Annotated in this window: 24 protein-coding genes; 1 reads left to right on the forward strand and 23 read right to left on the reverse strand. The window is 30.0% G+C overall.

Annotated features, from left to right (window positions below; genetic code table 11):
- Positions 1-523, reverse strand: a 523-nt coding sequence (locus Q0F58_RS07505) for a hypothetical protein (protein ID WP_294374481.1), incomplete at its 3' end; no start/stop codon positions are given.
- Between the two features lie 188 nt (positions 524-711).
- On the opposite strand from Q0F58_RS07505, the gene Q0F58_RS07510 reads away from it, so the two are divergent.
- A complete protein-coding gene (locus Q0F58_RS07510; RefSeq protein WP_294374483.1) occupies positions 712-1143 on the forward strand; it encodes a hypothetical protein in 432 nt (143 codons plus the stop codon).
- Positions 1144-1324: 181 nt separating this feature from the next.
- On the opposite strand, the gene Q0F58_RS07515 is transcribed toward Q0F58_RS07510, so the two are convergent.
- From Q0F58_RS07515 to Q0F58_RS07620, 22 genes are all read right to left on the reverse strand, one after another.
- A complete protein-coding gene (locus Q0F58_RS07515; RefSeq protein ID WP_294374485.1) occupies positions 1325-3874 on the reverse strand; it encodes a calcium-translocating P-type ATPase, PMCA-type in 2550 nt (849 codons plus the stop codon).
- A gap of 205 nt (positions 3875-4079) precedes the next feature.
- Positions 4080-5726, reverse strand: a complete 1647-nt coding sequence (locus tag Q0F58_RS07520) for a putative manganese-dependent inorganic diphosphatase (RefSeq protein WP_294374486.1) — start codon at positions 5724-5726, stop codon at positions 4080-4082.
- Positions 5727-6139: 413 nt separating this feature from the next.
- The gene (locus Q0F58_RS07525; protein ID WP_294374489.1) at positions 6140-6907 is read right to left on the reverse strand and encodes a flagellar hook-basal body complex protein; all 768 of its coding nucleotides are present in this window, start codon (positions 6905-6907) and stop codon (positions 6140-6142) included.
- Between the two features lie 20 nt (positions 6908-6927).
- Entirely contained in the window at positions 6928-7707 is a 780-nt protein-coding gene (locus Q0F58_RS07530) for a flagellar hook-basal body complex protein (protein ID WP_294374492.1), read from the reverse strand.
- Between the two features lie 3 nt (positions 7708-7710).
- A complete protein-coding gene (locus Q0F58_RS07535) occupies positions 7711-7890 on the reverse strand; it encodes a hypothetical protein (RefSeq protein ID WP_294374495.1) in 180 nt (59 codons plus the stop codon).
- 20 nt (positions 7891-7910) lie between these two features.
- Positions 7911-8441: a DUF6115 domain-containing protein gene (locus Q0F58_RS07540; RefSeq protein WP_294374500.1), complete on the reverse strand. Its 531-nt coding sequence runs from the start codon at positions 8439-8441 to the stop codon at positions 7911-7913.
- Positions 8442-8460: 19 nt separating this feature from the next.
- On the reverse strand, positions 8461-9189 hold the full coding sequence (locus Q0F58_RS07545; protein ID WP_294374503.1) for a FliA/WhiG family RNA polymerase sigma factor: 729 nt from the start codon (positions 9187-9189) through the stop codon (positions 8461-8463).
- Positions 9190-9245: 56 nt separating this feature from the next.
- On the reverse strand, positions 9246-9887 hold the full coding sequence (locus tag Q0F58_RS07550) for a flagellar brake protein (RefSeq protein WP_294374506.1): 642 nt from the start codon (positions 9885-9887) through the stop codon (positions 9246-9248).
- A gap of 13 nt (positions 9888-9900) precedes the next feature.
- Complete coding sequence (locus Q0F58_RS07555; RefSeq protein WP_294374509.1) at positions 9901-10758, reverse strand: MinD/ParA family protein; 858 nt, start codon at positions 10756-10758, stop codon at positions 9901-9903.
- The gene (flhF, locus tag Q0F58_RS07560) at positions 10752-12143 is read right to left on the reverse strand and encodes a flagellar biosynthesis protein FlhF (protein ID WP_294374512.1); all 1392 of its coding nucleotides are present in this window, start codon (positions 12141-12143) and stop codon (positions 10752-10754) included. Before flhF ends, Q0F58_RS07555 begins: the two co-directional genes overlap by 7 nt.
- Positions 12144-14210, reverse strand: coding sequence for a flagellar biosynthesis protein FlhA (flhA, locus tag Q0F58_RS07565; protein WP_294374576.1), 2067 nt, complete (start codon positions 14208-14210; stop codon positions 12144-12146).
- A gap of 105 nt (positions 14211-14315) precedes the next feature.
- Positions 14316-16154 (reverse strand): fused FliR family export protein/FlhB family type III secretion system protein, encoded by a 1839-nt coding sequence (locus Q0F58_RS07570; RefSeq protein WP_294374515.1) that lies wholly within the window; start codon positions 16152-16154, stop codon positions 14316-14318.
- Positions 16155-16168: 14 nt separating this feature from the next.
- Positions 16169-16438 carry a flagellar biosynthetic protein FliQ gene (locus tag Q0F58_RS07575; protein ID WP_294374517.1) on the reverse strand — a complete coding sequence of 90 codons (270 nt, stop codon included), beginning with the start codon at positions 16436-16438 and terminating at the stop codon, positions 16169-16171.
- Positions 16439-16449: 11 nt separating this feature from the next.
- A complete protein-coding gene (gene fliP / locus Q0F58_RS07580) occupies positions 16450-17229 on the reverse strand; it encodes a flagellar type III secretion system pore protein FliP (protein WP_294374520.1) in 780 nt (259 codons plus the stop codon).
- Positions 17219-17617 carry a flagellar biosynthetic protein FliO gene (locus Q0F58_RS07585; RefSeq protein WP_294374523.1) on the reverse strand — a complete coding sequence of 133 codons (399 nt, stop codon included), beginning with the start codon at positions 17615-17617 and terminating at the stop codon, positions 17219-17221. The genes fliP and Q0F58_RS07585 overlap by 11 nt, the downstream gene beginning before the upstream one ends.
- Before the next feature lie 9 nt (positions 17618-17626).
- Positions 17627-18106, reverse strand: a complete 480-nt coding sequence (fliL, locus tag Q0F58_RS07590; RefSeq protein WP_294374526.1) for a flagellar basal body-associated protein FliL — start codon at positions 18104-18106, stop codon at positions 17627-17629.
- Positions 18107-18111: 5 nt separating this feature from the next.
- Entirely contained in the window at positions 18112-18852 is a 741-nt protein-coding gene (locus Q0F58_RS07595; RefSeq protein ID WP_294374528.1) for a flagellar motor protein MotB, read from the reverse strand.
- Positions 18853-18855: 3 nt separating this feature from the next.
- On the reverse strand, positions 18856-19674 hold the full coding sequence (locus Q0F58_RS07600) for a motility protein A (protein ID WP_294374530.1): 819 nt from the start codon (positions 19672-19674) through the stop codon (positions 18856-18858).
- 12 nt (positions 19675-19686) lie between these two features.
- A complete protein-coding gene (locus Q0F58_RS07605; RefSeq protein ID WP_294374532.1) occupies positions 19687-19878 on the reverse strand; it encodes a flagellar FlbD family protein in 192 nt (63 codons plus the stop codon).
- A gap of 382 nt (positions 19879-20260) precedes the next feature.
- Entirely contained in the window at positions 20261-21382 is a 1122-nt protein-coding gene (locus tag Q0F58_RS07610; RefSeq protein WP_294374535.1) for a flagellar hook protein FlgE, read from the reverse strand.
- Between the two features lie 137 nt (positions 21383-21519).
- Positions 21520-21912 (reverse strand): TIGR02530 family flagellar biosynthesis protein, encoded by a 393-nt coding sequence (locus Q0F58_RS07615; protein WP_294374538.1) that lies wholly within the window; start codon positions 21910-21912, stop codon positions 21520-21522.
- Positions 21913-23022, reverse strand: coding sequence for a flagellar hook capping FlgD N-terminal domain-containing protein (locus Q0F58_RS07620; RefSeq protein WP_294374540.1), 1110 nt, complete (start codon positions 23020-23022; stop codon positions 21913-21915).
- Between the last annotated feature and the right edge of the window lie 3 nt (positions 23023-23025).

A 23025-nucleotide genomic window follows, 5' to 3' on the forward strand; every position in this document is an offset into this window, starting at 1 on the left:
TACCATAAATTAATTCTTTAATTTTTTCATTTAAATTAAATTCATCTAATTTTTCTGAATCTTCTTGTATCTTTTTTATTATTGAATTAATTTCTTCAAACTTATTCAAATCCAAATCTACTTTATTAAATTTATCTTTAAGTAATTTAGCATATTTTTCTGTTTCTTGTGAAATTTCTTTAAACTTCCCTTTTTCTAACTTATCACAAGTTTCCTCTAATTTTGCGAGCATATCTCTAGCCACATTATTAAAAGAATTTATTTTTCCTTTCATTGATTTGAAATTTGAATCATAATTTTTAATTTTATTGTCTTGGTATTCTGTAAATTCATTAACAACATTAATAATTTCTCTAATATCTTTTGAATTTGTATTATTGATACTTTGTATTTTAGTATTTAGTAAAATTACAGCATCACTTACCATCTTAACAGACTCTTTAATTGAATCCATTTCATTTTTTTGCATCGATTTCTTTTGTTCATCTGTCTCTTGCTGTTGATTAAACTCTTCTTTTTTCATCAATACTACTCACCCTTCTACCATTTTTTTATGTTACAATTCTTTTATAATTATAATACGTTAAATATTACTAGTAAATATTTTGTAATTTTTATTTTAATTAAAACCCATTCTAAATTTCCAATATTAAAAAACCTGTGATATAATAACATTATTATTGATTTTATTATTGCAAAGGAGTAATTAATATGGGTCTTAGAGATAAATTAACTGGTAAATTCGGCAGTTATTTTCAAGATGCTTATATGCAGAAATATGGTGACAGAATAACAAGTGTATCTGGAACTATTTTATCTGTAAAAATAGTTGAAAAAGATTATTTTATACTAAAAAGAATTATGGTTGAATTGATAATAAAGCCAGAAATAGGACGTAAAGTTGTAAAGTGCTGGTATAAAAAGAATAGATGGTTTAAAAAACCTGAATTCATAAATGTTAAACAAGGTCACAAAGTAATCGTCATGGGAGTTAATGGTGAAAAGGATAACAAGAAGGAAAACTCTCAAGAAGTTCAAATAATGAATCTTCTTAACCTTACAACTAAAAAAGACTTAATACCTGTAGATCATAGCCAGTTAAGAAAAACACGCCAACAGGCAAATAATATGATGAGAAGATAATTTCAATTTAAAATGTAAATTGATTCTATTTTTTAATTTTCCCATAATGAATTGTCTAATATCATACTGTTTATAACAATCCATTATGGGAACAATAATTTATCAAAGAAATTCTATAAAAATTTCACCATTTATTGTTAATAGTCCACTATCAATTAAATAATCTATTAACAACCTTACGCTATTTAGATTTTATAAATAAATACACACTGTTTATAAATGCAATTATTCCAGAGAAAAATGTCACTATAAGCCATTGATTTAACGACAATGGAACTGTATGGAATACTCCCTGTAAAAATGGTATATATAAAACCATACATATCAAAATCACTGAAATTGCAACAGCCCCTACAAGATATGGATTAGTAAATAATTTGATTTCAAATATTGAGTGTCTCTCAGATCTACATTCAAATACATGAATAAGCTGTGACATTACAAGTGTACATAATGCCAGTGTTCTACATGTATCCAGATTCATTCTATAATATCTTCCAACCATAAATGACAAAAGTGTACATAAACCTATCAATGAACCTCTCACAAGTATCTTTTCTACAAGACCTCTTGCAAAAATACTTTCATTCTTTTCTCTTGGCTGCTGTCTCATAATATCATTATCAGCTGGATCAACGCCAAGCGCAATTGCTGGAAGACCATCTGTTGCCAAATTTACAAGTAATATCTGAATAGGACTCAATGGATTGGGCAGATAAAATACAGTAGCAAGAAACATTGTAAGAACTTCCCCTAAATTACATGACAATAAATATCTTATGAATTTTCTTATATTATCATATATTATTCTTCCTTCTTCAACAGCTGCAACTATGGTTGAAAAATTATCATCCATAAGAATCATAGATGAGGCTTCTTTTGTTACATCTGTTCCAGATATCCCCATAGCAACACCAATATCGGCTTCTTTTATTGCTGGTGCATCATTCACACCATCTCCAGTCATTGCAACAATATTTCCATTTTTTTTAAATGCTCGTACAATTCTTAACTTATGACTTGGTGAAACCCTTGCAAACACTCTTATTTTGTTGACTTTCTTTTCTAACTGCTCGTCACTTATTTGTTCTATTTCACTTCCTGTCATTACTTGATCCTCACTATTGCATATGCTTAATGACTTTGCTATTGCAAGAGCTGTATTTTGATGGTCTCCAGTAATCATTACTGGTTTTATGCCTGCAAGTTTACATTTTAATACTGAATCGCGTGCTTCATCTCTAGGCGGATCTATACTTCCAGCAACCCCAATAAATATCAAATGTTCCTCAATACTATTATTTTTGTTCAGATTTTCTTCCTTATATGCAGCTGCAATACATCTCAATGCTCTTGAGGACATAGCTGTAATAAATTCTTCAACCTGCTTCTTCTTTTGATACGTAAAAGGTTTAACTTTATTATTCTCTAAAATATAATCACATTTATCCATCACTCTTTCTGGAGCACCTTTTACATAACATGTATTATTTCCATCTTCCTTTACTATTACAGACATCATTTTCCTTGTAGAATCAAATGGTATATCAAATAACCTTTCAGATTTATCAACAAACTCCTTAAGTTTCTTAGAATCATCAAAAAACATATTTATAAGTGCTGTTTCTGTAGGATCTCCATGAAGCACTTCATTCATCTTACTCTTATTAAAATCATAATTACAGTCATTACAATAAACCAGTGACTTTTTTAATTTAATACATTCATCTAATTTTTCTTTATCAAGTTCATATATTCTGCCATTTATATAAACTTCCTTAACTGTCATTTTATTTTGAGTAAGTGTTCCTGTCTTATCAGAACATATTACAGATGTACATCCAAGTGTTTCAACTGCTGGAAGTTTTCTTATAAGTGCATTTCTCTTAAGCATTCTAGATACACCTAACGCAAGGGCTACTGTAACAATTGCAGCAAGTCCTTCAGGAATAGCTGCTACTGCAAGACTTACGCCAAGAAGGAACATTTCAGTAATATCATTTCCCCTTATTATTCCCATTACAGTAACTGCTGCACATATTATAAGACATAGTATTACAAGTACTTTTCCAAGAGATTCAAGTTTAATATTTAAAGGTGATTTTTCTTCATCAATATTTTGGATAAGATCAGCGATTTTACCCATTTCAGTTTTCATTCCAATGGAATTCACCTTAAAAATCCCTTTACCTTTTACAATTGTAGTTCCCATAAATCCACTATTAGTATTTTTATTCAAAGCATCCTTATTTACCCCTACTGATTCTCCTGTCAAAAGTGATTCATCAACTACTATCCCAGAACTTTCAATAAAAAATCCATCTGCTGGAATCCTGTCTCCAGCTTCAAGAATTACAATATCTCCAATTGTAAGATAAATAGAATTTATTATTTTTATGGTTGAATCCCTTAAAACCTTACACGTTGGAGCAGCAAGTTCCTTAAGTGCCTCTAGTGATTTTTCTGTCCTAAATTCTTGAACAAAACCTAATATAGCATTTATTATTACTATTATAAGAATAGTTACAGCATCGGCTTTATCACCAATTATCCCAGATATAATAGTAGCTGCAATAAGCACCCATACCATAAAATCATTAAATTGTGATATAAATATTTTTATTGCTGATGTCTTACTTTTATGTTCCAATTCATTAAGACCAAATTTCTCAATACGCTTTTCTGCTTCTTTTGATGTAAGACCTTTGGTAACTTCTTTTTCCTGTATCACATCTTTTCCTCCTTATATAGAACTCTATATACTATATATATTTTTCATAATAAAAGTTATTCACGTTTGATATATGAAAAATAAGGAGAAAATTAAAAACTATCCATTCAAGGATTGTTTCTGCTATATATTCAATACATTTTAAATGCATATTATACAACAAAAATCAAAACTTCATAGGATAGTTTTTTGTTTAAAATATATATTATTTCATAGAATTAACAACAGCAGTTAAAGGTGGTACTACTTGTTTCTTTCTTGATAATACTCCTGGTAAGAATGCCATTGAATCCTTTAATTCAACATTGAATGTCTTTTCAACATATTCAGGTCTTGAACCAGCTACTAAAACTTGTGAACCTTCTGTTAATATATCAGTTAATAATAACATAACTACATCATATCCCTTAGATTCAGCTTCTGAAGTCATGAATCCAAGCATTTCGTCTTTTAATGGCATAAATCCATCAATATCCATAGTGTTAACTTGTGCTACACCTACTGTCTTTTCACCCATATGGAATGGTTTGAAATCCTGATAGAATATTTCTGATACAGTTTTTCCCTTTAATGATGTACCTGCTTTAAGCATTTCCTTACCAAATTCTTCAAGGTTTGCTATTCCTGCAATTTCAGAAAGCTTAGTACAGATTTCCTTATCCTGTTCTGTACATGTAGGACTCTTGAACAATAATGTGTCTGAAATTATTGCTCCACATAATAAACCTGCCACTTCTTTTGCTGGAGTTATTCCTTTTTCAAAATAACATTTAGCTACGATACTCGAAGCACTTCCTATTGGTTCATTTCTAAAATATATAGGATTGCTTGTTTGAATATCAGCAACTCTATGGTGATCGATTATTTCAAGAACCTCTGCTTCATCTAACCCATCAACAGATTGACCTCTTTCATTATGATCAACTTGAATTACTTTCTTCTTATGATTTGAAATCAAATGATATCTTGAAACTGTTCCGATAACTTTTCCTTCATCATTAGTTACAGGATAACTGTTATATCTTGTCTCAGCCATAACATCTTTAATATCTTCAACTAATTCATCCTTAGAGAATGAAATTAAATTTTCAGTAGCCATAACATATTCTACTGGCACACTTTGAATTAATAATCTTGAAGCTGTAAATGAATCATAAGGTGTACTTATAACTGTAATTCCTTTCTTTTTAGCTTCTTCTAATAATTCACTGCTTAATACATGAGAACCTGTTACTATAATTAATGATGTCTTAATATCAATTAAATCCTGTTGAACATCTGCTCTGTCCCCAACAATAGCAATGTCGCCTTCTTCAACTATTTCTCTTAAACTATGAGGCAACATAGCTGTTACTGTAATTTTACCATCAAATGTCTTACAATCTTCATTTATGTATAAAGCTGTAGCATTAAGAGTTTCAATTATATTTTCTATTGGAGTCTTGCTTTTGGCTAAGATATCATTTCCTTCAATATCCATATATAATGATGTTAAAGTTGAAATAGAAACAATACCTATTAATCTTTCATTTTCATCAACAACTGGTAAAGATTTAATATGATTATCTCTCATTAAATACCATGCATTTCTCACTGAAAGACTTGGTTTTATTGATGCTATTGTATCTATATCTAAATCTTCAACTTTCAATTTAACTGTTTCTAAAAGTCTTGGTGCCTCAACATTAAAATAATCTAAAATAAATTGAGTTTCTCTATTTACATTTCCTAATCTTACTGGTACTGCTGGAAGATCACTAATCTTATTCTTTAAGGCTGCATATCCATATGCTGCACAAATAGAATCTGAATCCGGGTTCTTATGTCCAGTTACATAAACTACATTTTCCACAATGGTTCCTCCTTAAATTTAATTTTACATATTACATAATTCATACAATATTTATTGTACTTGTATTACCTTCTATTGTAAAGTTAAAATTCCACATAATCCAATTCAATAGATTATGAACTCTTTGTAACATTTCTTTAATTATTATTCAAGATTATAATATTTAAAAAATAAGATGTACTATCATAATTTCAAAACAGTAAGCATATACAAATTCATACATCTTTGTTAGAGTTATCACAATAATATATCAATTTCTAATTGCCAATTACTCTATTAAATTTAAATTTTAAATAAAAAAGAAACTGTCGCACAAAAATTAAATCATACCATATATAGCATCAAGCAACTTGATTAATATACTGTATATAGTAACTAATTTTTTTAATGCGACAGTTCCTTCTATATAATTATTATCTCATATTATTTATCATACTCCAAATATCATCTGCAGTTGTTATAGCTTTTGAACTTAATTGAAATGCTCTCTGAGTTAAAATCACATCCGAAAATACTTCTGCTGCATCTACATTAGAAGCTTCCAAATAGCCTTGTCTTATATCAAAATCGTTACTCATTGTAACTTGAGCATCATCACTGGCAATAAACATATTATTTCCTTTTGGAATAAAACTTTTATCTCCTATTGCTGTAAATACAGGTATAGTTCCAACCAAAACAGATTGTCCGTCTATATTCATAGATATTCCGCCTTGATTATCTATAGATATATTGTCACTTTCCAATTGAGGATCACCTTCTGTAAATCCTGGTTCATATTCAACATAAACTTTTACTCCTGTTGCCGTAACCAATGTACCATTACTGTCTATCTTAAAGTTTCCATCTCTAGTATAGTATATGTTTCCATCTGTATTTTGAAGTGCAAAATATCCTTTACCATCAATAGCTAAATCAGTGTTTAATCCTGTATTCAGCAAATTTCCCTGCTTATTATCTGCATAGTTTATTCCTATTCTTACACCAGTTCCATTTACTGCATCTTTATTTCCTAACGGATTACCTTTTCTATCTAACGACTCAGTAAGTAAATCCTTAAATTCAACATCAGAAGTTTTATATCCTGTTGTTGTACTATTAACCATATCATTTGCAAGATGGTCCATCTTTTCCTGATATGCTGTTAACCCACTCTTTCCTGTTGCGAATACATTAAACATAAATCATCACTACTCCTATTTTAAACCCTACCTATTTCCGATACTGCTTTTTGTACTGTTTCGTCTTCCATTTTTACAAATTTTTGATTAGTTTCAAATTGTCTTTTTACTTGCATAAGTTTAATCATTTCTTCTGTTGAATCAACATTTGAAGATTCAAGAACATTTTGTACAACATCTACCCTTGCATTATATATAGGATTAGCTGTTGTTATATAATTATCTCCTAATGGCTCTAATGTTTTATAATCATCATTATTAAAGTCTACTGTAGCTAATCTGTGAGTAGCTCCTACTCCCTCTAAATTCAAATTGTTTCCATCTTCAAGTGTAAAATTCATATTTCCTACATAAATTGGTTCTGTAGCACCTGTAGTATTATTAACACCTAACACTTCACATCCATCATTAGTTATAAGATAACCTTGATTGCTTACCTTAAAGTTACCATCTCTAGTATATACTTCCTGGCCATTTGCATTTCGAGCCATAAAAAAGCCTCTTCCATCAATAGCAAAATCAGTCTTCTTATCTGTTGCTTTAAATGAACCTTGTGTAAATACTGTTTCAACATCTGAAATCTTTACACCTAAATTCATAGTACCTATATTATTTCTAACATATTTATCCCCGACAAGTTTCTGTCTGTTTGAAATCATAACATCATCAAAACTCTGTTTAGTCATTAAACGCTTTTTATATCCATTATTGTTGACATTACTTATATTATTTGTTATGGTTTCCTCTTCATTTTGTAGAGATATCAATCCTGATACTGAATTATAAAATCCTCTTATCATAATTTACTTACTCTCCTCCCCGTTAAATATGGTTTTCTGCTCACTTTTATATATCATGCCCATTTCTCTTGCTCTGCTTTCAACCTGACTATCAGATAAAGCAATTGCACCTTCATGTCCAAGCATACAGATAACACCTAAAATCAATCCAATTCCAATTCCTAATAGAATTCTTTTATCCATAAAGAAAGTTACTTTAGCCTTTATTTTTTGAATAAATCCTGAACTAATAATACTTCCCCCTTGCTTACAGACAATTGCTTACATACTTCTTCTACAGTCATTCCCTGCTTTAAAAGTTCTTTTATTCCTTCAGTTTTTTTGCTGTCTGATATTTTATTATACCTATCTGTACTAGCAGTATGTCGCCTGCTGTTAAAATTAATTTCTGATATTACACCATCATTAATATTTTCTTTATTTTTAATTACATCTTCTCTATTATCTTCGTATAATATCTCTTCATCCTTTAACATATTTAGATGTTTTTTTATTTCAAATATTTGTTCCTGTAATTCAGTAATACTCTCAGCAACATTTCTTCTAAACATTCCAAGTTCTATTTTATAATCATTCAAATCTTCTGTACTTTTTTCAAGTACTCTTCCAAAAGATTTATCTGATTTTCTTAATTCATCCATAGCCCTTATTTCAAAAGATGAATTTTCCTTTTTAATAGAAACATAACTAAACACTATTAAAATAATTCCTATTATTATCAATATAACTGGCATTAAATACCTCCAAACTTGGCTAATCCATATAATGAAGCTGCTTCATACATCCTCTTAAATTTCGAATAGCCCTGCTATGTAATTGACACACTCGTGATTCAGATACATCCAAAACCTTTCCAATTTCTTTTAATGTTAATCCTTCATAATAATATAAATTTAAAATCATTCTATCTTTTTCTTTTAAAAGTTCAATAGCCTGTGCCAATATCTCGACTTTTTCCTTATCTTCCAAATATGAATCGGGACTTGGACTATTTTTATCTTCTATTATTCCCATGAGATTTACATCATCATCATCAGAAAAAATAACATTTTCAAGCGAGACCATAGATATATAATTTATATAATTCTCTATTTCAGCCACATCACTCATAGAAATTCCTAAATGTTTAGAAATCTCCGCATTAGTAGGTTCTCTTAATAATTTTCCCTGCAACTCCTCTATTGCTTTATTATATTTGTTTAGCTTGTCCATAGCGCCTTTAGATATAGGTCTGTTTTTTCTCAGTTCATCAATCATAGCACCTTTTATTCTTATAGACGCATATGATGAAAATTTCATTCCCTTACTATTATCAAATTTATTTATTGCATCAATAAGGCCTATCATTCCATAGCTTACCAAATCTTCATATTCCATGTATTTATTTTTTCCAAACATAACTCTAGAGGCAATATATTTTACTAATGGAATATATTCTTGTATTATTTGTTCTCTTCCATCTACCTGACTCACTGTATTCATGATAAAAAATTACCTCCCATTTTTTTAATCCTCTTATACACTCTTACTTTTTATCACTATGATAACGCTCTTTGTTTTCTCATAATTTCAAATAATTCTTCAATTATTTTATCTATCTGTACCTGAGAAATATTCAAGAATTTAATTCCACATAAAATCTGATTTTCTTCATCATGTTCTATTCTGACAACTCGTCCCTTAACCACAATATCTGAATCTTTAATATTCATCTTTATAAACAATACATCATTCATCTTTACTTTTTCTTGAATTCTAAGTCTTACACCACTGCCACTCAAATCAACCATTACTGCATCTAAGTATGGAATATCATCAGTATCTTCATTATCTAAACCAGTTATATTTTTATATTTAGCAACATTTAAAATTCCAACCCTAAAATAATCTCTTCTCTGTATTTTTTTCACATCAAATGCTGGTGACAATTTATAATATGGTATATTTCCTTCTTTTCCTTTTGATAATACTTTTGATTTAAAGCTATAACACTTTCCATCTCCTAAATACGCATTAGCTTCTATAATATCACCTGTGTAAAAGGTAAGATATTCTCCTTCACAAATAGGTACGTTTATTTTTATCCATTCATCATCTAAATCTATTATAAGGCACTTATAACTTTTATTATTTGAAACAACTTCCAGTCTCTCATTTATGCCTAGTTCAAAATTATCCATTAAAAAGTTCCTCCTATGAAAATAAATTAAATAATTTTTTAAATACTCCTTGTACTCCATTTGCTTTATCTGGACTTTCTCCCATAATTGTAAGTGCAATATTTTCTATATTTCTTGATGCATCACAATTTGGATATAAAATCATAAATGGTTTCTGAGCACGTACACTTTGTGCAAGTTTTTTATCATCAAGTATGTATCCAAAATACTCAATCTTTATTTGTAAAAATTTTTTTACTGCTCTATCAAACTTATTAAAAGTTTCAAGTCCTTCGTTAGGTGAAAATACTTTATTTATTACAACTTTTGCATTATCCTTAAGTTTAAAATGATCGGCTGCTTTTATAAGACTATATGCATCAGTAAGTGATGTAGGTTCCGGAGTGGTTATTATTATCAGATCTTCTGATGCTGCAATAAATGATAGTATATCCTTGTTTACTCCAGCTCCAGTATCCATAAGTATATAATCAAATTCATCAAGTTCAGACAATTTTCTAAAAAAAGTATTTCTCTCTTCTTTTGTCAATTCCTGTACTTTATTAAGTCCTGAACCCGCAGGAATAAGACTTACTCCTCCAGCTCCTTCTATAATTATATCTCTTATTGTTAAATCCGTAAATATAATGTCAAATATATTATGCTTAGGATATAAACCCATAAGCACATCATCATTTCCCATTCCAATATCTGCATCAAAGATTAGAACTTTTTTTCCATTCTGCTGTAACGCAATTGCAAGATTCACAACAAAATTACTTTTTCCTACTCCACCTTTTCCAGATGTAACAGTAATTATTTTTGATTTTTTTTTATTCTCACTTTTATCATTATCAGCTAAGTTCCTCAATGCTTGTGCTTGATCTAACATAGAGTTTCCTCCCCTAAAATAAATCGTGTAAGTTCTTCTTTTGTGGATACTCTTATATCATCCGGAACATTTTGACCAGTTGTTATAAAACTTATTGGTTTATTTGAACTTCTTGCTATATTATATATAGATCCATAAGATGTTGTCTCATCAAGCTTTGTTATTATAACGCTTCCATATCCAAGTTCTGAATATCCTTTTAATATACTTGGTATGTCTTTGTTCTTAGTTGTTGCACTTATAACCATTCCTATATAATCTGGCTCTGCTTTTTGTACAAATGCCCTTAATTCTGAAATTTGCATAGTATTTTTACTACTTCTTCCAGTTGTATCTATAAGAATGATATCACACTCTTTCATAGATTCAATTGCATCTTCCATCTCTTTTATTGTAATAACAACTTTAAAAGGTATATTCATTATTTCTGCATATGTTTTAAGCTGTTCAACCGCTCCAATTCTATACGTATCAATAGTGATTAATCCAACTTTTTTCTTCTCAATAAGAGCAATTCTTCCTGCAAGTTTTGCAATTGTAGTTGTCTTTCCCACTCCTGTAGGACCAACTAATACAACTTTTCCCTTAAGTTCTTTATTAGTAACAAGTATATCTCTTTCAAATATATCCCTTAATATTTCATTTTCATTTAAATCATCATCTTTATACTCCGATGACAGTTTTATAATATCATCATAAAATTGTTCATCTATATCTATATCTTTCAATTTTTTTATAAGTTCTTCAGAATCCTTTTTTTCTTTTTCAGCTATTTCTTTTTCTTCTAAATTCTGTGTTTCCTGATTTTCACCTAAATTATTTTTCATTGTTTTATTGATTAGCTCTTTTAATTCTTCAACTTCTTTCTGAATATTTTCCACACTAATCTGTTCTTCTGATTTTTCACCATTTATATGCATATGGCCATTATTTTTTATAAACATCTCTTCATTACTATCATCTATAACTGAATCTGTTGATAAATTCTTTCTTTCTTTTTCAACATTAGCATTATGCTTCTGTATCATATTATCTAATTGAGAAGATGATCTTTCTAAAGGCTGCACCGCTGAAATTTCAGTTTCCATAAGTCTTTTTATACTTTCAATAGATTTTTTGAATTCATCTTCTTCATTTAAAACATTTCTATTTTGTATAATTTCTTTAGGTTTACTTTCTGTAAAATTACTTTCTACAGATTTGTCTTCTTTTGCACTGCTTTCAATTGCAGCAGTAACTTCTATTAATTTCCCAGAAAATAATCCAAAAAAACCAGGTTTTCTTACTTTTCTCTGACTTATTATAATAGCATCTTTGCCAAGTTCATATCTTATTTTCTCCATAGCATCATTAGCATTCTTAACTATGTATTTCTTTATGATCATCTATATCCTTACAACTCCTTCACTATTAATTTGGACATCATTTGGAACTTCATTTAAAGAAATTACCATTATTTGAGGGAATACCATTTCTATAAGTTTTCTAAATACAGCTCTTATATTAGGAGAAACTAATATTACTGGCTGATTGTTATAGAAATATACACTTTCTACAGTGTCCTTTATAGCTCCAAGTATTTTAGTAGTTGTATCTGGATCTACTGTTGGGAATGATCCCTGAACTGATTTTTGAATGTTATTTGCTACTATATCTTCTATATTTGGATCTAATGTTATAACATTTATTGTTCCATTTTCATCTGTAATCTGATTACAGATAGTTCTTGCTAATGCAAATCTAACATATTCAGTCAACACTTCAATATCTCTCGTATTTTTAGAATTATCAGCTAATGATTCCATTATAGTTACAATATCCTTTATTGGAACTCTTTCTTTCAAAAGATTCTGTAATACTTTCTGTAATTCACCAATAGTCAATAAATCTGGTATAAGTTCTTCAACAACTGCGCTGTATTTTTCTTTAGCATTATCAACAATAAGCTTAACTTCCTGTCTTCCAAGCAATTCATAAGAATGTGCCTTAATTGTCTCTGTCAAATGAGTTACCATAACTGTTGTTGGGTCAACTACAGTTAGTCCCTTAATTTCTGCATCTTCTCTCTGATCTTTATTAATCCATACTGCTGGAAGTCCAAAAGTAGGTTCAATAGTTTTAATTCCTAGTATATCTGAATTTTCACCAATTGGATCCATACATAATAACATATTAGGCATTAATTCAGAAGATACTATTTTAGTTCCTCTAATTTTAATTACATATTCGTTTGTCTTAAGCTGTAAGTTATCTCTTATTCTTATAGGCTGAACCACAATACCCATTTCAATTGCACATTGTCTTCTGACAGATGCAATTCTCTGTAAAAGATCTCCTCCAGAGCTTTCATCTGCAAGAGGAATCAAACCATATCCTATTTCAACTTCCATTGATTCAACAGAAATCAAATTCATTACATTTTCTGGTTCTTTTCTTTCCTGTTGCATTATTTCTTCTTCTTCACTTACAACTTCTTCAACCTGTTTAGAAGTTTCTTCTTTATAAATAAAATATGTCAATACTCCCATCAATGCTGATGCAATAAAAAATGGTATTTTAGGCATATTAGGTATTATTCCAACAAAAAGCATAACTGCACTTGCTACCCCTGTTGCAACTGGAAATGCTGTTAACTGTCTTGAAATAGTATCACCAAAATTATCACTATTTCCTGAACGTGTTACAAGTATACCTGATGCTGTCGAAATAAGTAATGCAGGCACCTGACTTACAAGTCCATCACCAATTGTGAGCCTTGTATATGTCTGAGCTGCTGTTGCTGCATCCATTCCATTAAATACAACACCAATTATAATACCACCGATTATATTTATAGCAGTTATTATAAGACCTGCAATTGCATCTCCTTTTACAAACTTAGAAGCACCATCCATAGCTCCATAAAAGTCAGCTTCTGCTTGAAGATCCGCTCTTCTTTTTCTAGCCATAGTCTCATCAATCATACCTGAATTCAAATCTGCATCAATACTCATCTGTTTACCTGGCATAGCATCAAGTGTAAATCTTGCAGATACTTCTGAAACTCTTCCAGAACCACTTGTAATAACCATAAATTGTATTACAACTATAATCAAGAATATAATTATACCAACAACATAGTTACCACGAATAACAAAATTACCAAAAGCTGAAACTATTGTTCCTGCATTAGCTTCTGTTAAAATAAGTCTTGTTGAAGATATATTAAGACCCAACCTGAACAGTGTAGTTACAAGCAATAATGAAGGAAACACTGAAAGCTGCAATACACTGGTTGTAAACATAGTAATAAGAAGTATAACTATTGATAAAGTTATATTTAAGGCCAATAGTAAATCAAGCATCATCTTTGGCAGAGGAACAATAATCATCAATACAATTCCAATAACACCAAATGCTATAATTACATCTAAATTGCTTTTTATATCCAGCCTCTTTTCTCCTAACAAAATTCACACATCCCTTTTCATTTCAATAACAAATAATTGTTCATCTTTTATTTGTTATATTAATTTATAATCTTCTTCTATTATTATATAAAAAAAATCAAATTTTTTCTATTTTTTTATTTTCATAACTACAGCAAGTATTTCTGCTACTGCTTGATATAAATCAGGAGGTATCTGATCATCCACTTCAACCTCATCATACATCATTCTTGCAAGAAGTTTATTTTCTACAATTGGTACTTCGTTTTCCTTTGCAATTGATTTTATCCTTAAAGCTAGATAATCAGCACCTTTAGCTATTACTGTAGGTGCTTCCATTTCTCCGCCTTCTTCATATTTTAAAGCTACAGCAAGATGAGTAGGGTTAGTTATTACAACAGTTGCATCTGAAACTGACTGCATCATTCTCATTCTGCTCATTTCTCTCTGCTTCTGCTTGATTTTTCCTTTTATCTGAGGATCTCCTTCCATCTGCTTGTATTCATCTTTTACTTCCTGTTTAGTCATCTTTAATCCCTTTTGATGCATTTTCAATTTAATAAAATAATCACTAGCAGCAATTATAACAAGTAACAAACATATTTTTTTAAAAATTCCAATAACAAGGCTTTTTACTTCAACACCAAGAGTTGGAATATATATACTTGACATAGAAATTATTTTCTTATAATTTGACGATATATAATTATATACTATAATAGTTATAATAGTTATAACTATTATATTTTTAAATAAATCCACAACATTTCTTTTAGAAAACATACTTTTTAAGCCTGATATAGGATTTATTTTTTTTAAAGATGGTTTCAACGGTTCCTTTGTAAACAAAAATCCAACCTGCATTATATTTGCAACAATACCTCCAAGCATTATTGACAATGCTATTGGTAAAATTGCTCCAGCTGACTTAACAATTATTGTTATGCATATATATGATAGTGATAATTTATCGAACTGTTCCAAATAAGGTAATTGAAGAAAATAAATTATCATTTCTTTAAAGACATTTTCAATTCCCTCCCAAAAAACAGAAATAGCCAATGTACAAATAAGCATTGTTACTGCAACACCTACTTCTTTACTCTTGGCAACCTGTCCTTTTTTTCTAGCATCAGATTTTTTCTTTGGAGTTGCTTCTTCTGTCTTATCATCATCAGCAAATATTAATGCCATGGGAACTATCGGTATAAGATTAAATATTTTATTAAAAATATCTGGAAGTTCATATATAGCTTCTCCAATAATTTTTAGCATAACTGGCATTATTATTATAAAAGTAACAAATCCTAATACATTCTTAATAGGCATACCAAAAATCATTATTGGTATTGTAGGTACTGTTCTAGTAATTAACCCAAGACAAACATCTACCATTACTATTATTAATACTATAGGAATCGCTATTTTTACACCAAGTGTAAAAAAATCAACAATAGTTTCAGCAACTCCCATAACAGTTTCTTGATAAACTATTGTCTTTCCTAATGGTACTATACTCAAACTCTCATATATGGTTTTTACAAGTAACTTTTGTCCATCAATTATAAAAAAGAATACAAGAGATACTGAATAAAATAAATTTCCTATAAGGGTTGTTGACGTTTGTGTTGATGGGTCTAATATTGTAACCATGGAAAATCCTGCATGAATATCTATCCAAGAACCAGCCATTTTAGCCGCTTGAAATACAAGGTTTGTTATACTCCCCAATATTGCTCCAGTAATTATTTCGCTTACAATATAGAAAACAATCATATAGTTACTTTCTATATTCAATGCAGCATTATAATCAACTCCTGATATAAGTCCATAAGCCATAATCATAGAAAAAGCAGTTTTAAACATTGCTGGCATTCCATTTGGAAAAAATATCCTTGTAGATATAAAATATGAACTCACCCTTAAAAAAATTAAAAAAAGTCCTAAAAAGTAAGCAGCATCAACCAAAAAAGCTTACCTCCTTAAGATGATATTGTTGCAATCATATCAAATATTCTCATTGAAAAATCAATTATTGTGTGAAGCATCCAATTTCCTAACAGCAATCCAATAACAGCAGTCGCTATTAATTTAGGAACAAATGTGAGTGTTTGTTCCTGAATCTGTGTTGTTGCTTGAAGAATACTTATAGCAAGTCCTATTACTAAAACAACAATAAGCATTGGAGCTCCAACTTTTATTGCTGTTATAATTGTATCTTTTATAGCTGTATTCATCATTAATTCGCTCATACTTAAACACCTCACATAAAACTTTTTATCAGACTTTCAACCAGTATATGCCATCCATTTACCATTACAAATAATATAAGTTTAAATGGTATTGCCACTGATGTAGGAGGAAGCATGAACATACCCATAGACATTAACACACTTGCAACTACCATATCTATAACCAAGAATGGAAGGAATATCAAAAATCCTATTTCAAATGCCCTTCTTAATTCACTTATAGAAAATGCAGGAACTAAAGCTGTTAATGGTATATCTTTAGCTTCATTTATACTTTCCTTGTCAGCATTACTAACATCTAAGAAAAGTTCTAAATCTTCCTGTCTTGTCTGCTTAGACATAAATTCTTTTAATGGCTTTGAAATCTCCTCCACTGCTTGTTCCTGTGTTATCTTGTTTTCAAGATAAGGCTGAATACCATTTGTATTCATCTGACTATACACAGGCTGCATTATAAATAGTGTAAGAAATATAGCAAGTCCAGTCAATATCTGACTTGGAATTGACTGTGTTATTCCAATTGCTGTCTTTAGAAATGAAAAAACAACAACTATTCGAGTAAAACTTGTCACCATTATTACTATTGATGGAAGTAGTGATAATATTGTAAAAAATATTAATATCTTCACATTTGAGACATAATTCTGTGGACTTTGAGTTCCATCTCCAAAAGAAATATTAACTTGTGGTATATCTGCTGTGCCTGGAGCAGCATATGCTCTTATGGTGAAAAACATCATAAAACAAAATGCTGCAAGAGACACAAATAATACTTTTTTCTTATTTGTCATGTTTCTCTTCCTTTGATCTTATATTCTCTAATATCTTAGAAACATTGTTTTTAGATATAGAAATAAATTTATTATATCCATCTATAATTTCCTGATTTGATTTCTTTTTATTTTCTTCTATTTCTTTTATTTCATCTTCAGACAACTCAGATATTTTTTCAGCATTATTTCCCGAGCTTATAATAACAGCTCCTTTTTTTCCTATCCTTACTATCAAAATCGCACTGTCTTTTGATATCTGAGTTCTTTCGATAACTTTAACATATTTATTATTATTTATACGTTCAACTTTTGTTCCTAATATCTTATAACTTAAAAATATAATTCCAAGAGTTATACCTAATGCTATAAGCAGCTGCATAAACATTGTAAAAAATTCAAATTCCATATTCTATCCTTATTGAACTATCATATTTTTAAATCTTATGTCTGTTATTTTTCCTTTTTGTAATTCCTTATTTATTGCTTCAATTAATTCATTTTTAATTTGATCTTTATTATTTTGATCATTTATAAATTCAGCTTTCTTACTTTTAAAGTAAAATATAATTGTATCTCTTATTACTACAGTGTTATTAGTAATTTCTTCTGCAACTTTTTTATTATCTTTATCATATCCTATTGAAATCTCACACTTTAAGAACCTTTTTCCATTCTCATCTGCTAAGTTTACAGTGAACTCATCTAAATCAACATATGTCTGTTCAATAACAACTTGTTGAGCTGATACTGTTTTATTAGTTTTCATAAATACATATACTCCACCAAAAGTTGCTGCACCTAATACGATTAATCCTAGAACAAATAAAACAACCATCATTCCTTTTCCGCTTTTTTCCTTAACCTCACCTTTATCTTTTTTATCCTTTTTAGCCATTATTATCACTCCTCATTATCCATGTCTGATTCAATTAATATATTAACCCTTCTATTCTGTGCCTTATTCTCTTCAGTTGTATTTTCTACCTTAGGCCTTGATTCTCCACATCCAACTGCTGAAAATCTTGCTGCTGGCTGGCCTTTTTCCTGTGTAAAATACCTCACTACACTTGCAGCCCTGGCTGAAGACAATTCAAGGTTATCCTGATAATCTGAATTGCTTATTGGTACATTATCTGTATGCCCCTCAACTTGTATAGGATTAGGTATAGTAGAAATTAATGTATTAATCTTGTTCAATATTTCTTTACTTCCACCTGTAAGATTGGCTTTTCCAGAATCAAATAATATATTATCTCTTAATTGAAGAACTACTCCATTTTTATCCTGTGCAACTTCAATAGTACTTTGAAGTTGATTTGCTTCAACATATTCCTTTATTTCTTCATACATTGTTTTATTGTCCATATTTTCACTTTGTTCTATCATATCTTCAACTTTTGATTCACCACCAAGAACAGGTTGGCTTCCTTGGTACATATCATATTGTAGTATACTATCCGCTGATTTTCCAGTCATTACTGAAAAAGCCTGAGAAATTGCCTGTACTTTTTGAGCATCAACTGTTGACATAGAATACAACAGTACAAAGAATGTTAAAAGTAATGTGACACAGTCAGAATATGTTCCTAACCATTCATCACCAGTTATTCCACCATCAGATGATTTCTTTTTTCTTGCCATATACTAAGCCACTCCTTCACTTACTCCCCCATTTTCTCCATGAGTTTTGTTATATTCTTCTCTTTCTGCTGGTGATAAGTATGATATAAGCTTATCTTCAACAATTCTAGGATTTACACCTGATTGAATTGCAAGTATACCTTCAACCATCATTTCTCTCATGTTTACTTCATAAGCACTTTTTACTCCTAAGTTCTGAGCTATTGGTGATCCAATAAGATTGGCTATTAAGGAGCCATAGTAAGTTGTAATAAGAGCTTTACCCATACCAGAAGCTATAGTAGAAGCATCTGATAAATTACCAAGCATCTGTATAAGTCCAATAAGAGTACCAAGCATACCAAAAGCTGGAGCAAATGCACCCCATACTTTAAAAATATTAGATCCATTACTATGTCTTGTTTCCATACCTGCTATTTCAAGTTCAAGAATTTCTCTTATTGATTCTGGTTCTATACCATCGACAACCATTTGAAGTCCCTTTTTTAAAAATGCATCTTCTAAATTATTTATTGCATCTTCTAATGATAAAAGTCCTTCTTTTCTGGCTTTTCTAGATAATTCACTAAACTTTGCAATAGTTTCAATACTAGACGAAGTTGGTTCCTTAAATGCTTGTACAAGAAGTTTTCCAATCTTCTTAAAGTCTGACATTGGTGTAACTATCATTACAGCTGATAATGATCCCCCTAATGTTATCGCTACTGAAGGTGCGTCCCAGAAAAGATGCATCTCACTTAATCCTCCACTTGCCATACCATAAAACATCATACCTACACCTAATAAAAGTCCTATGGCAGTTAACATATCATTTTTTTTCATTTTAAATGCCTCCTATATTTTGTATGTAAAGATTTTATTTTTATATTTAAGAACTCTATCCTTTACTTCTTCCACTGTTTCTAATACTATATATTTTTTGCCATTAGTTAAAGTAATCAATGTTTCTGGTACACATTCTATTTTTTCAATATGATCAGCATTAAGCACAAATTCCTTATTATTCATAGCAGTTAAATCAATCATCTTTATTCCCCCTTTTACCATTATCAATTTGAACAATGAACAGTGTACACTTATAACTGACAGTTTGCAATTTTCAATTTACTTAAATCATAAAAATTTTCTATAAATACTTCTTAAAAGTATTTCGGTAAATTCTAACAACAAAACTAAATAATAACCAAAAGTTATTATAAAGATTTCATTGTTAATGGTCAATTGAATTCAAATTTATTACTTTCCTGTCAATATTAATTATACATTGTCCATTATTAATTGTAATCAATATTTTATCTAAAATATTACTATTTTTACAAAAATAATAATATTGATATTAGCAGGGTTAGCACTAACACTTGACAGTATTAGTGCACATTTCCCTTGCTTATAATACTAAATTTTTATGTTATCTCATTAATCCTGTAATTGTTTGAAGTATTTCATCACCAGTTGTAATCATCTTAGATGCAGCTTGGAAACTTCTTGTTGCTGTAATCATATCAGTGAATTGTTCTGTTAAATCTACATTAGATGCTTCAAGACAACTTTGAATTACATCACCAAAACCTTTACTGTTATCTAAATTTTGATCTTGTATTGGATCACCTTTTTCATCTTTATCAACATTTATTGGAGTCCTAACAAGTGCTTCTCCTGAGTTTGGGGAAACTTCATATAAATTTCCTCCTTTTGCAGTTAATCCTGCTGGATTTTTAAATGATGCCATTGCTATTTGTCCAAGTGCACTTTTCTTTCCATTTGCTAAAGTTGCTATAATCATACCATCTTTTCCAATAGTAAATGATTGTACTTTTTGATCACTTGCTGCAACTGTAGTTTGATTACCTGCCTTATCTGTAGTAGTATATTCTGGAACATGTACTGTATCAGGTATTCTTAAAGGTTGCAATATAGAATTGCTAGCTGCTTTAACAACACCATCTGCATCTACATATTGTGCTACTCCATCTTTATCAATACTTGCAGCTGCTGATTCTGGCACTCCATCTGTAATTTCATTTCCATCCTTATCATAAGTTTTAGCAGTTAAAAGATAACCCATAACTCTATATCCATCAGCTGTTACTAAATTACCTTCATAATCCAATTGAAAATTACCATCTCTAGTATAATTTATAGACATATCTCCTCCGCTAATTCCCATGTCAGCGTCTAATGTTGTTCCTCCATTTTCATAATTAATCATACCATTTCCAACTATAAAAAATCCTTCACCATCAATACACGCATCAAGAGATCTTCCAGTTGACAAAGCATTACCTTGTGACATAATTCTGTCAATACTTGCAAGTTTTGCTCCAAGACCTACCTGCTTTGCATTAGTACCACCCTTATTAGATGTAGGTGCAGATGCTGTACCTGCATTTTGATATAACATATCTGTAAATGCAGCTCTTGATGACTTAAAAGCTGTTGTTCCTACATTGGCAATATTATTACCTATTACATCTAATTTTTGTTGATTAACCTTCATTCCACTTATTCCAGAATACATACATCTTAACATACCCTATTCCTCCAAATTTATAATTTAATATATCTTTTTAATCTGCTTCTGTCGTTCCGCAGATTGAGGCATCCTCTTTCAGCAATTTTCAATCTCACAATCATCCATTATCAATCGTCAATTACTTTTGGTCCTGCCTATAGAATAACTACGCTATCCACATTTGTAAATACATTATCTTTAGCTCTTTCTTTATCAACTGCTGTTATTAATGTTTTATTTTCAACACTTGCAATAAGTGCAACATCTTTATAAATCATAACAGTATTTTTTGAATTCTTATCTTGTGCAATCTGAAAGCCTCTTTTTATTTCATTCATATCCTCTTCTGTAAAGTTAATTTCATTCAGCCTTTGTGCTGCATGTTTTGATACTGTAAAATCTTCGTTTTTACTCTTTTCATCATTTAATACATCTTTAAAGCTCTTATTATCTTTTGTATACTGTACTTTTTTATTATTTTGAACATTTTCAATATGTGTGAAATTACCTACAGGATATGCTTGTCCATTAATTAATCTATAACTCATTTACATTCCTGCTATTTTTGATAATGTCTCATTTTCTTTCTCAATATCTTTTTCTTTTACTTCTTGTGACTGAGAAGTTTTATCACCAGCTGCCTGTTGAGTTGCATTATCCACATTTGAATCTGTTCCTTCCTGTTTTTCTGATACAGACTTGTCATCTGAACCTTTATCATCTGCTTTTTCTGATGATTCAGAATCTGTTTCTGTCTTTTCTACAGGATTATCTACTATCTTTCCAGTTTTCTTATCTCTAGATGTAACTGTTGTTTGAGTATATTTCTTTACTGTTTCATTCATTACATCATCTGTTAATTCACCAGCTATTGCTATATCTGCGTAATCATAATCTTTTGTTTCTTTACTTTCATTACCCTTATCGTCAAGAAATGCTACTGTAACAACAACTTTACTTTTTTCTTTATCTAAGTAAGCACCTTTTATTATACATTTCTTTGCAGTAGTAGTTGTTGTTGTTGTAATTGTTGTATTACCATCTTTATCCATTATAGGTGTCTCTTTTTTATCTGTTTCTACAACTACTGCTTTTGACCCTTTTCCTTCATTAGCAGACGCTAGGGATGATGCTGACAAGAAATGAGTATTTAATGCTGTTTCATAATTTGCTGTGGTATACCCTGAATCAGATGTTCCTATTACTTTCTTTATATCATAAGTGCCACTTTGTCCTGTTGAAACATCCTGAAGAGTAACATAAGTTTTTGTTCCACTTTTAAACACCTGAGTTATCAATCCAAATTTATTATCTCCATTATCATCAAGTTCACTTAATATACCAACATGTCCAACCATTTGCTGATAAGCAAAATCCTGCATTGTTGTATTTAAATTATTAAGCTGTTCTATACTTGCAAATTCAGCCATCTGAGTTACATATGCTGTAGAATCCTGATCTTGAGTAGGGTCCATATTACTAAGTTCTGCAACAAGAATGTTTAAAAAAGCATTCTGTCCTAATTCTGTATTGGAATTAACTATTGCTGTTCCCCTTGAGGTATAATCAACAGCTCCACTTCTCTTTGAATCTTCAGATCTTTTTATAGCATCAGCTGGCTTTATATAATTATTTGTCATAGTTGCCGATACTGCCATTTT

The organism is uncultured Clostridium sp., assembly GCF_934754915.1.
GTDB lineage: Bacteria > Bacillota > Clostridia > Clostridiales > Clostridiaceae > Clostridium.